The sequence below is a fragment of the Eudoraea sp. genome, assembly GCF_049669105.1.
Classification (GTDB): domain Bacteria; phylum Bacteroidota; class Bacteroidia; order Flavobacteriales; family Flavobacteriaceae; genus Eudoraea.
Genome location: NZ_JBATKE010000096.1, coordinates 26,410 through 39,071, shown reverse-complemented (window position 1 = coordinate 39,071; position 12,662 = coordinate 26,410). Strand labels below are relative to the sequence as shown.

General features: G+C 37.7%; 9 protein-coding genes. 4 read left to right on the top strand and 5 right to left on the bottom strand.

Annotation, left to right across the window (positions count from 1 at the left end):
- Positions 1-49: 49 nt before the first annotated feature.
- The 5 genes from WBM60_RS08195 to WBM60_RS08175 form a co-directional block, all read right to left on the bottom strand.
- Entirely contained in the window at positions 50-1,579 is a 1,530-nt protein-coding gene (locus WBM60_RS08195; protein ID WP_424260230.1) for a G-D-S-L family lipolytic protein, read from the bottom strand.
- Positions 1,580-1,589: 10 nt separating this feature from the next.
- On the bottom strand, positions 1,590-4,376 hold the full coding sequence (locus tag WBM60_RS08190) for a TonB-dependent receptor (protein ID WP_424277532.1): 2,787 nt from the start codon (positions 4,374-4,376) through the stop codon (positions 1,590-1,592).
- Between the two features lie 194 nt (positions 4,377-4,570).
- Complete coding sequence (gene glmS / locus WBM60_RS08185) at positions 4,571-6,418, bottom strand: glutamine--fructose-6-phosphate transaminase (isomerizing) (RefSeq protein ID WP_424259613.1); 1,848 nt, start codon at positions 6,416-6,418, stop codon at positions 4,571-4,573.
- Between the two features lie 110 nt (positions 6,419-6,528).
- Positions 6,529-8,355 carry a DUF4270 family protein gene (locus WBM60_RS08180; protein ID WP_424282952.1) on the bottom strand — a complete coding sequence of 609 codons (1,827 nt, stop codon included), beginning with the start codon at positions 8,353-8,355 and terminating at the stop codon, positions 6,529-6,531.
- Positions 8,356-8,360: 5 nt separating this feature from the next.
- Positions 8,361-9,170, bottom strand: coding sequence for a glycogen/starch synthase (locus tag WBM60_RS08175; protein ID WP_424259615.1), 810 nt, complete (start codon positions 9,168-9,170; stop codon positions 8,361-8,363).
- 103 nt (positions 9,171-9,273) lie between these two features.
- Here WBM60_RS08175 and panC point away from each other — a divergent pair, with 103 nt between their 5' ends.
- The 4 genes from panC to WBM60_RS08155 are packed head-to-tail and all read left to right on the top strand — an operon-like array spanning position 9,274 to position 12,627.
- The gene (gene panC, locus WBM60_RS08170) at positions 9,274-10,122 is read left to right on the top strand and encodes a pantoate--beta-alanine ligase (RefSeq protein WP_424259616.1); all 849 of its coding nucleotides are present in this window, start codon (positions 9,274-9,276) and stop codon (positions 10,120-10,122) included.
- A 13-nt stretch (positions 10,123-10,135) separates the two neighbouring features.
- Positions 10,136-10,486: an aspartate 1-decarboxylase gene (gene panD / locus WBM60_RS08165; RefSeq protein ID WP_299158607.1), complete on the top strand. Its 351-nt coding sequence runs from the start codon at positions 10,136-10,138 to the stop codon at positions 10,484-10,486.
- A 2-nt stretch (positions 10,487-10,488) separates the two neighbouring features.
- Positions 10,489-11,454, top strand: coding sequence for a lysylphosphatidylglycerol synthase transmembrane domain-containing protein (locus WBM60_RS08160; protein ID WP_424259617.1), 966 nt, complete (start codon positions 10,489-10,491; stop codon positions 11,452-11,454).
- Positions 11,455-11,481: 27 nt separating this feature from the next.
- Positions 11,482-12,627, top strand: a complete 1,146-nt coding sequence (locus WBM60_RS08155; protein ID WP_424277535.1) for an alpha/beta hydrolase — start codon at positions 11,482-11,484, stop codon at positions 12,625-12,627.
- The last annotated feature ends 35 nt before the right edge of the window (positions 12,628-12,662 follow it).

Here is a 12,662-nt window from a genome sequence, read left to right as displayed (position 1 = left end):
ATAAAAAAGCGCCTTAATAGCGGCGCTTTTTTTATAATAAGGTGATTGTTTACTGCAACGCAGGTGAATAATTTGTTGGATAATTACCTAAATCTAAAAGATTCCCCGAAGCTTCAAAATTTGAACCATACGTGGCATCTATGGCTTTCATAAAATCATTAGCTATTAATGCATAGCCTCTGGCTGTAGGATGAATACCATCCAATGAAAATGCTCCACCTGTTACCAAATTGGAGGTTAGGGTAAATTTGCCACTGGTAATACCGCCATTTGACAATTGCAGATATAAGGCATTAGCATCTACTAGAGCCAGACCTGCCGCATTTACGGTACTTGATATAGTTGCGTTAAAAGCTATAATGGCATCTGAGATCTCCACTTGTTCACTAGGAACCAGCACCCATTTATCGGATAAAGGTATAGCCACACCATTCACGGATAGCGGGTTGTTTGGGTCTGCCAGGGTACCGATGAAATTCGAGGCCGGTAAAACAATAAGATCTTCGGCCGTAGCTTGTCTAATTTTAGGCAGCCCCTCAAAAGCGGGGTTTATAGCTCCTAAATCTGTTAAACTTTCATCCTCAATTACTACCGCATTAGTAGCACTTGCCTCAAAATTAATAAGTCTTGCATTTGCCTCTTCCTCTGTAAAAAGTCCGGTTCCCTGTAAAGCGGCTAAGGCCGCCTGAATACCCCCGTTATAAGGCGCATACGCCTGATTAACCGCAGCGGCAGTACCTGCATCCAAAGGTACCGGATTATAAGGTACGGTAGTGAAATGCGGTATGTTGGCCACATCAGGAATATTAGCAACTACGCCTCCTGCACCTGAAGCTGTAAGCGTGGCGATCAACGCTCCGTAACTTTCGTTAAAACCTACTCCCGGAGGTCCGTTTACAGGGGTTATTTGATCCGTTCCGTCTCCTCCGGAGAGCGCATATCCCAAAACATCTTGTGCGCCAATCCATAATGAAAAGAAAGATGGCGCCTGGGTTACTGCCAATTGTAAAACACTGGCATCAGGAGTTGAGCCCGTCATTCGAATAAAATAAGGATTGGCCAGTCCTAATAAAAGATTTCCCAAATTACCATAACCTGGTGCCAGTAGATGAAAACTTTTTGCCCCGGGTACTCCCAAATTGTTAAAAGGACCCGCCGGATTGTTCAGGGCGATGTCTGTAGTAACCGTTACTGGGCCAATCAACGATTCTAAAGGAACCGGGCCAGCACCTCCAAAAACAAGTCTGGGATCAAATCCTGGAAGCCGATTACCTGCTAACGCCAATCCGCCAAAATTATCATTAGTCAGGGGTTGTGTAAAACTCCCCCCGCCTACAAGTTCAAATTGTTGTGATAAAATGTTAGGCAATGAATTATTTTGACCTGCGATAAATAAAGCTCCGTCTGTAAAACCTGCCGTCAAAGAATTGCCCAAAGCAACATAGTTCGAAAAATCGGCAGATCCCGGGATGGCAGCTGGCAACTCCACCTCTTCCTCGGTCATATCAAAATCTTCCTTATCATTACAAGCGGAAATTCCTATTAGACATGCCAAAAACCAGATATATTTTATTTTCATATTCATCATATTATAAAGTATTAATTGCCCAAGAAACATAATATATGGAGCCTATAAACCCAGTTCCAAAAGCAGTAAAATATTCATTTCCAAGAATATTGGTGCCACCTGCCTTAAATGTAGATTTTATACTAGGAACCCGATAATTAATCTGTACATCCAGGGTATGAAACTCAGGAACAACCCCATTACCAAAAGTTGCCTCCCAGAAATAATCATCACTAAATCTATAAGCTATATTAAATCCGAAATTTTCAAAAAGATCCTGGTTACCAAAAGAAGCTTTAAATTTATGTTCCGGCGTGTTGAAACTTGTCATAAAATCAGGATTGGCCTCCTGATCAAAATCCTGCTTTGTAAACGTATAGCTTCCGCCCAGCTCAAAATTTCCAAATACTTGTGCCGTTAAACCCAAGGATGCGCCATAGGAGTTTACATCCACATTAGAATTTGTATAGGCACTGTAGGCCTGAAAGTCATCATTACTTATTGCTGCCACGGAGAGTGAACCATCTCCAACAGTTCCGTAATAGGGTGCTATAACTACTTCCTGAGAAATGAAATCCTTATAGTTGTTATAATAAGTACTAAAATCTATAACCAAATTTCTTAATTTCCCCCTATATCCTACCTCAAAGGAGGTTACCTGTTCCGGTTTTACCAGATCGGGATTGGCGACTCTTAAATCAGCAGGGTCCCCAGTTACACCCAGTGTTTCCACAGAACTGAGAGAATATGAATTATTATACGCGGCAGCTCCCGTTTGGGTAATTGTTGCCGGCTGACCTAATGCTTGTCCACCGCCACTTACATCGTAGGGCCTGACGTATCTATCCAAGTTCTCCGGGGCAGAACCTACCAGGATGGCTCTTCCTGCGTTCAAGCCTATAAACAAATCCTGTGTCGTGGGATTCCTAAACCCTGTTTGCACTGAGGCTCTTACATTATGCTCACTATTGATCGTAAGTCCCGCGGATATTCTTGGTGAAAAGAAACCGTCAAAAAACTCTGATTTATCGTATCGAATAGATCCTGTGAGTTTGAGATTCATACTTTGATTTAACTCCAAATTCTTCTGGATTTGAGTGTAGATTCCGAATTCGGAATAATCAATGGGACCATCAAAATCCGTATATATTGTTCCGAAGGAATTTAAACTATACTGCCTGAAGGAACCTCCGATTTGGATATCTGCCCAATCAATTAAATGGCTAAAATTATAATTTCCATCGGCATGATAGTATTTAGAAGCATCTTTAAATTGAGACCCGGACGCTAGATCGGGATCCTTGATAACACTATTAAAAGCATTCTGAAATTCTGGTGATCCGGGAAGAAAACGGCCAGATTCTGCTTGTGCCCGCGCCGCAGCATGTGCCTCAGAATCCGTGGCGCCGCCTAAAGTTGCCTGTACATAGGTGCCGGTATATTCACCAAACCATGTATCATTATCTTTCCATCTATTATTGATATTTATTCCTGTAAAAACCATGTCGTAGGAATCCCCCGCTTTGTCCGCCACCAAATAACCCCTCAGAAAAAAATTATCGTTTCTAATTTCAAGCTTGTGCTGCTGTTGAAAAAACCCATTAATATTATATCTGTTAGTGCCCTGATAAATAGTTGATCCCGTGCCAACTTTACCTATATAGGAAATTTCAAGACTATTTCCCACAATGGGTCTGTAATACAAACCCCAATCCGCTTTGATACTTTCTGCATTATAATTGGTGAGATCTGCTTCATTATATCCGGTTCTGCTTACGTCTACGGATGGCACCAAAGCGTTAGCTCCTTCCGGCAATATACCAAGGCCCTCAAGTGTAACAGCTACACTTTTTATGTCAGCTGACACTTCATCGCCATATACGTTAATACCGTCATAATTCAGGTCTGCCCTGGTACGAGTAGGGTCAAACTTATCTATTTCGCTTGTAGCGGCCCAATCTGTTCCTTTGAGATAACCAAAGTTGACCTTAGCCGCAAATTTATCAGAAAACTTATATGCTGCCCTTATCCCAAAATCAGTATAGCTATTATCCCCAGCTGCCTCCTGTGAGGTAATTCCCTGTTTAATAGTTGCGCTAATTCCCGGATAATCAAATGGACTTTTACTGCGCATAAAAAGAATCCCATTAAAAGCATTTGCACCGTATAAAGCAGAGGATGCTCCCGGCAACAACTCAATGCTTTGTACATCCGCTTCAATTAAACCTACCAGATTGCCAATTGGAAAGTTCAATGCAGGCGTAGAATTATCCATACCATCTACCAACTGCATAAAACGGGTATTGGCAAAGGTGGCAAAACCACGGGTATTCACAGATTTAAAGGTTAAACTGTTGGTGTTAATATCAACCCCTTTTAAATTTTCCAATCCGCCGTAAAAATCAGCTGCGGTGGTATTCTTTATTGCTTCTAAACCTAAGCGTTCTACGGTAACCGGAGATTCAAAAATCCGTTCCGGTGTTCTGGAAGCTGAGATCACTACCTCATCCAAAAAAGTTTGTGCCTCACCAAGGATAACTGAAATAGTTTGATTATTCGCCGTAACATCAGCGGTTGCCTCAGAATACCCAATACTTGTTATCCTCAATTGAAAGGGAGGTACTTCAGAAGTTTCCAGAACAAAATTACCATCAAAATCGGCGGTTGTTCCAATCGTTTTCCCAACTATAACAACGTTGGCTCCAGGAACAGGTTGGCCATTTTCATCAGTTACATTTCCATTCACGGTTGTCTGCGAATAAACTCCTATGCCCAACATTAGTAGGGAAAAAAGAAAGATTCTTCTCATGTTAATTTTGAGTTAAATTAGTATGTAGCCAAGATACTGAATTTTTTAAATTGAAAATGTAAAAAGCGAATAAAGTATGCCTGCTAAATATTAATTTAGCAATTAAAACCCGTATAAACTTATAAATTCATAATTTCAATAAAAAAGGCGGTCATAAAAATGGCCGCCTTTTAATTATGATTTATAAAACTAAATTATTCTACCGTAACCGACTTGGCTAAATTTCGAGGTTGATCCACATTACATCCTCTCATTATTGCAATATGATAAGATAACAATTGCAGTGGTATAGTTGTCAAAAGCGGAGTGAGACATTCGATAGTTTCAGGCACCTCTATCACGTGGTCTGCCAGTTCTTTTACCTGTTCATCACCTTCCGTAACAATGGCTATAATTTTTCCCTTCCGGGATTTTATTTCCTGAATATTACTAACTACTTTCTCATAATGACCTTTATTGGTAGCAATTACAATAACAGGCATATGTTCATCAATAAGTGCAATAGGGCCGTGTTTCATCTCCGCGGCGGGATATCCCTCAGCATGTATATAACTTATTTCTTTAAGCTTAAGTGCTCCTTCAAGTGCTACGGGAAAGTTATAACCCCTGCCCAGATATAAGCAGTTTTCTGAATCCTTATATTCATTTGCAATTATTTCAATCAAGGGATTAGATTGAAGTGCTTTTTCGACTTTACCTGGTATATTATCTAACTCAGAAAGATATTCATGAAACTTAGATTCAGAAAATTTACCTTTTTCTTTTGCCAGTTTTAGCGCAATAAGCGTCAAAATCGTTATCTGAGTTGTAAATGCTTTGGTTGAAGCAACACCAATTTCCGGCCCGGCATGTGTATATGCCCCCGCATGAGTCTCACGTGCTATTGAAGAACCTACGACATTGCAGACTCCAAATACAAATGCTCCTTTCTCTTTGGCCAGCTTAATTGCCGCCAATGTATCTGCAGTTTCACCCGATTGCGAAATGGCAATAACCACATCTTTTTCTGTAATTACAGGATTTCTATATCTAAATTCTGATGCATATTCTACCTCAACAGGTATCCTTGCCAAATCTTCAAAAATATACTCTGCTACTAATCCAGCATGCCAGGAAGTTCCGCATGCTACAATAATTATCCTGTTTGCATTGAGAAATTTTTCAAGATTATCGTCAATCCCGGACATTTTTATTATATCCCGATCAACTAGCAATCGTCCTCTGTAAGTATCTTTTATAGCACTTGGTTGTTCATAAATTTCCTTTAACATAAAATGATCATACATCCCCTTTTCAATTTCTTCAAGATTAAATTGAAGCTCCTGCACCATTGGATAAGCTATGGCATCATTCTTTATTTTTCGAAGTTTAATTTCTTTTCCAAGACGAACTATGGCCATTTCCTGGTCTTCCAAATAAACCGCATTATTAGTAAATTCAATAAAAGGTGATGCATCAGAAGCAATAAAAAACTCATCTTCCCCAATACCTATTGCCAATGGACTCCCTAGTTTAGCAACCACAATTTCATCTGGCTTTTGAACATCAAATACAGCAATTGCATAAGCCCCAACAACCTGATTTAAAGCAATTTGAACGGCCTTGCCTAGTAAAACATTTTCCTTTGTCTTGACTTCTTCAATAAGATTGATCAAAACCTCTGTATCCGTGTCAGATTCGAAAGTATAACCCCTTTTGGTTAATTCTTGTTTTATGGATTCATAATTTTCTATAATCCCATTATGAATAATTACCAGATTTCCCGAATTTGAATAATGCGGATGTGAATTCACATCGTTTGGAACTCCATGAGTTGCCCATCTCGTATGTCCTATTCCAACAGTCCCATTTAGGGGAATATTAGCTTCTGATCGTTGTTTCAGATCTATAACTTTGCCTTTGGTTTTGGCCAGATTAATTCTATTCCCGTCGTATAATGCAATTCCAGCACTATCATACCCCCGGTATTCCAGACGTTCCAAACCTTTCATGATTATGGGATAAGCTTCCCTAAATCCTATATATCCAACAATTCCACACATATATTATAAATTAACCGATTAGGAGATGAGCAAATTTACAAGAAGAAAACAAAACTTTCCCCTAAATTCGGTTATATAACGATAAAATACTGTAAGTGGTATGTACTCAATTAATTTGACTCCGTATAGAATATCTCTAATTTTAGCTTCATATCCTCTTTTTCAACAGGAACATTATTGCCAAAAAGAACGGTGCTTAACGGGGTGATTGTGGCGGAAACCGGTAAATCTTCTTCAGAAATGTCAAGCACAGCATTTTTAGAAGTACTAATTGCCAGATCTGCAGTTATGGCCAGGCCGAGGGTAACATTTGTAGAATCTCGAATTATAATATCATTGATATGATTGGTTATTTTCAATTTATATTTAATTCCTTTATTATTCTCTTTTTCCAAAGACCCGTCATAATTTATATTAATTCTGTTTCTGAGGTCAGGATCACTTGCTACTCTAAGATCATATAAAGGGCTGTTTGTCTCAGTGTTATAAAGGTATAATGCGGGAGGTTCATTAATATTGCCAGCCATATCCAACGTTTCTCTGTCTACATAAAAGATGAGGTTGGCTTCATTTACAATCCAATTTTTTGCTTTGATCTCATTTAAAATATCTTCTCCGTTATTTTCCTCAAACAACTGGATTTCTGAATAGGACCCTGAACCTCCTTTAAGGTATATCCTATCTGCATTTTCGTTTGTATCTAGATCATTTGTAATCTCAGATGGAAATGGGGCATTTATTAAAGTGTTAACCGAATTGCCAATAATTGTACCAAAGGTTAAATCTCTGCTAATTAATGTCAATTGGTACTCCGCTTCTTCCTTAACTATTCCTTCATCTTCCTGCTTATCGTAATCATAAGTTATTGTAATTGTGGCATCAGTCACGTCAAGAATAAGCAGAATATCATCGGTGATAGCAGAAACAGATAAGTGCAACCCTCTAAGGAAATCACTAAAATTGGCCTGACTTAATAATTCTGTCTGGCCTTCTTTATCTAAAATGTTTTGTTGAAAAAAATCAGGATCTAAGGCCACCCGAATACCTGGTTGGATTCGCTCGGGTTCATTGAGTGATTCGTCTGCCTCCGTGTCGGGGTCGTCTTCAGGGAAAACCAGTGTTTCCTCATCTGATATAGTTACCTCCCCGTCATAAAGTACGTCAGAAACAAAATCCGGTGAAAATTCCTGAGTTGAATAGTATTCCTGTGATTCCAGAAACCCTGTATCCGGATCCAAATCTCTTAAAAAATACGTAGATCGTTCTACTTTGAAATTAAAAGGAGCTTCCCGGTTTCCGTAAATACTGTCAAGGTCAACTTTTCGTGGATACCTATTTATAGTATTCTCCGTATCTGTACTATCGCCTATCCCATCACCATCCGTATCTTCATTAAGCGGGTTTGTTCCGAGTATTCTTTCATCATTGTCGGTAAGGCCATCTCCATCACTATCACTGTTAGGATCCTCTGGGTCCACATCAAAAGTGTCTGGAACACCGTCAAGATCGCGATCACCATTTGGGTTTTGAAGATAAGGGATATAAAGAATTACTTCTTTTACAGTTTCATTCTCCTCAATCGCCGTCTCGTCTGGATCTGTTAGAGAATTATCTTCTCTTTGCTGGCTAGAAAGTCCAAATATTGGATTTCCAAAACCTCCTTGCAATCTTAGCTGGGAAGTAATACTCGCCTCGGTATTGCCAAAAAGTGGGTCATTATATATACCTATTTGGTATATTGGAAGTTTGTTTGTCTCAACAGCAGTGATTTTTTTGTTATATACAAAAACGTCATATACCGCTTTACTTGTTTTAAAAGGATCGTCTCCAATAAGACCATCTCCAATTGATGTAAGGTCTTCATCACACGAAACGGCGCTAAGCATAAGTACCAAAACTGCAATTGCAGAGAATACCAATTTTAATAAAATCTTCATGAGGCCTATTTTAAAACTTCAGTGCTATAAAAGTTCGCATATGCTTCTTCAAATTCCTGTAAAGAAACATATGGCAACAGAGGTTTTTGGAGGTTTGTAATATATTCACTTAAATCTTCTGAAATTTCTTCGGAGGCTAAAATAATGGCATCAGAAAAATCTACAGCAACTTTTAACAAATTATTATAGGTGGGAGACTCTAGATGGGAGATACTATCCTCAGTAATCCCATCAAATAATATTTTTTTGTTCATATTACCATCCAGATTTCCATCAAAACCTTTGCTATAAACTGAGGTTACTATTTTGCTGTCGGCAAATAGTGGTTCATCTGCGTAATAGGTTCTTAAATATAAGGGTAAAAGTGAAGCCAGCCAGCCATGAACATGGATAATATCCGGTGACCAATTTAATTTTTTTACTGTTTCCACTACGCCTTTTGCAAAGAATATCGCCCTTTCATCATTATCCGGGAATAGTACTCCATTCTCATCCGTAAAGGTAGCTTTGCGTTTAAAATACTCCTCATTATCTATAAAATAGACTTGTATTCGCTCCCGGGGTATTGAAGCAACTTTAATAATAAGCGGCATGTCCATATCATTGATGACTAGGTTCATACCAGAGAGTCTGATTACTTCATGCAACTGATGCCTCCGCTCATTGATATTGCCATATCTTGGCATAAATATTCTTATTTGGCCCTTTTTGCTATTAACCATCCTTGGCGTTTCGTAAGACATTAAGGAAACTTCATTCTCTGGTAAATAGGGCACTAATTCAGAAGATACAAACAATATCTTTTTACCATTCATAAAAAAATGTATTTTGTTTATCGGAAAAACATAGCTGCAAAATTACAAAAATAATGTAGAATAGCAGTAATTATAGTAAGTTTGCTGGCTTTTATAATTGATTATGTTGTTATTCCGTAGAAAAAAGGATTTAATAGCTCATTTGGCCGCATTAAAAAATACTTCAACATCTGTGGGTTTGGTTCCTACTATGGGAGCATTGCATGAAGGGCATCTAGCTATAGTCAAAAAAGCCATCTCTGAAACTAAAGTCGTTGTAGTCACTATTTTTGTAAATCCTACCCAATTTGATAATCAAGATGATTTAAACAAATATCCTGACACACTTGATTCAGATCTTGAAGCTCTAAAAACTATTTCAGAGGAGCTCATTGTTTTTGCCCCCGCAGTAACAGAATTATATTCAAACAACATCAGTTCAAAGGAATATGATTTTGATGGTTTAGATACAACAATGGAAGGTAAATTCAGATCGAATCATTTTTTGGGAGTGGCAACGGTTGTGGAAAAACTTTTTTCGATTGTTAAGCCAAATAAAGCCTATTTCGGAGAGAAGGATTTTCAGCAACTATTAATCATCAAAAAATTAATTGAAATAACCAATATGCCAATTGAAATTATTGGCTGCCCAATTGTCAGAGAACCTCACGGACTTGCTATGAGTTCCAGAAACGAAAGACTGCCAAAAGACTTAAGGGTTAAAGCCTCTTTTATCTATGAAACACTTTTGGCTGCCAAAGAAATATTTGGCATGAAAAGTGCTACATCCGTAATGAATTGGGTTAAAAATAAATTTGATAAACAGCCTGAATTCGATTTGGAATATATAAATATTACAGATCAGGATACTTTGAATCCAGTAAAAAGAAAACAAAAAAATACAAAATATAGGGCCTTTATAGCAGTTTATGTCAACGGGGTGCGCCTCATAGATAACATAGCCCTTAATTAATTAACTTTGTGCCATGCAAATAGAAGTTGTAAAATCTAAAATACATCGGGTTCGAGTTACCGGAGCTGACCTTAATTATATAGGAAGTATTACTATAGACGAAGATCTTATGGATGCTGCTAATATTATTCAAGGTGAAAAAGTGCAGATTGTCAATAATAATAATGGTGAACGATTGGAGACCTATGTTATTCCCGGACCAAGGGGTACGGGTGAACTAACACTAAATGGTGCCGCGGCCAGAAAAGTGGCGGTAGGTGATATTCTGATTTTGATTACATATGCCCGAATGGATATAGAAGAAGCTAAAAAATTCAATCCGGCTTTAGTTTTCCCTGATGAAGAAACTAATTTATTAAAATAGTCTTGACCAAAGAACTGAAAAAGATCTTAAAAATTATACTCCCAATTGCTTTGGGAGTTTTTTTAGTTTGGTATTCATATAGAATTACTTCTGAAGAGGACAGAATACAAATAATCAGGTACATTAGAGAAGCTGATCTGTTTTGGGTAGGAATCTCAGTATTTATAGGAGTTTTGAGCCATATATCCAGAGCTATCCGATGGAATTATCTTTTGGAACCCCTGGGGTATTCCCCAAAAGTGTCTAACAATATTTTCATTATTTTAATGGCTTACTTTGCTAATTTAGGCATCCCAAGGTCTGGAGAAGTATTAAGAGCAACGGCACTTGCAACCTACGAGGACGTTCCTTTCCAAAAAGGTTTTGGGACAATTGTTACCGAACGGGTTGTAGATTTGCTGATGTTACTACTCATAGTACTAATAGCCCTTTTTTCACAGACCGAAATAATACTTGCCTTCCTAAACGAAAAAGGTGTTGGCTTAACAACTACCCTAATTTTTCTTTGTGCGGGCTTTATAGGGCTATTATTTATCATGGGCTTTTTAAAACGTTCAAGTTCGAGATTTGCCATTAAAGTCAGGGACTTTATGAAAGGTTTATTAGACGGTGTTTTAAGTATATTCAAAATGAAACATAAATGGAATTTTGTCCTACACACTGTTTTTATTTGGAGTGCTTATGTTCTTATGTTTTGGGTTATAAAATTTACGGTGCCAGAAACTATTGATCTTTCATTTGGGCAATTATTAGTTGCCTTTGTTGGTGGTGCATTTGCAATGTCTACCACAAATGGAGGCATAGGCCTTTACCCTATCGCAGTAAGCAAATCCCTAAATATTTTTGGAATTACGGCTGTTTCCGGGAATGCATTTGGTTGGATTATGTGGATATCACAAACTCTTATGGTTGTGTTTTTTGGTGCAATATCTTTCCTGCTCTTACCGTTATTGAACAGGAATAAATAGCATAAAGCTGTTTTCAAATATATTCGCATGATACGTAATTTTTTTCTATTTGCTTCAATACTGTGCTGTACAGGTTTAAAAGCACAAATAACACAAGAGATTTTTGAATCTTTTAAACTGCAGGAGAGAAGGGATGTGAAATATTATATACCAGAAGATTACAGCCCTGAGAAAAAATATCCTGTAGCGGTTGTTCTCGACGGAGAATACCTTTTTGACCAGGTAGTTGCAAATTCTAAATTTTACAGCACTTTTCAAGGAACTCCAGAGACCATAATTGTTGGTGTTTTCCAGAAAGAAAATGATTTGAGATGGGAAGATTGCGCCTTTGAGGAAGACTCCGGACTTCCTGCAGAAAAAGGGAAATTATTTTTTGAATTTCTAGGAATGGAACTGATTCCTTACCTTAAAACAACTTACAATACAGCTCCTTTCACCATGTTTGTTGGTTATGATATTACGTCAAATTTTGGGAATTATTATTTATTCAAAGAAAAATCACTATTTAATGCTTTCATTAGCATATCGCCCTATCTGGCGCCTGAAATGGAGAACCGAGTACCGGCAAGACTTAATGAAATAAATCAGCAAATTTTTTATCATTTAATTGTTGGTGGAGAAAAGAATGATAGCAGAAATGCAATCTTGCAAATGGACAAGGCATTAAAAAGCATAGATAAAGTAGGTTTCAATTATCGTTTTGATGAATACCCAACAGCTAATGAGGTATCTATAGTAACCTATGGGATTGGGAAAGCCTGGGGAAATATGTTTGAAATGTTTAAACCAATTAGTCCAAAAGAATACAAAGAAAATATCCTTACATCTGAAGAACCCGTTTACAAATATTTAGATGATAAATATAATTCTATTGAAGAATTATTTGGGTTCAGGAAAGAAGTTGAATTAAATGATATTATGGCTATATATGCGGCAAGCAGGAAAAAAGATGATTTTGAGTCTTTAAAACCCCTGGCGGAATTGTGTAAAGAAGAATTTCCGGGTACAATGCTTGGATTCTACTTTGAAGGAGAATATTATGAAGCATTAGGAGAGGGCAAAAAAGCATTGCGAACTTTTGAGAAAGCCTTTGCGATGGAAGAGATCGATTTTCTGACAAAAGAAATGGCTTTGGAAAAAATGGACGCTTTAAAAGCAGACTTTGGCTTTTAAAACAATACCGCTGTATTATTTTTTATTTTAATATG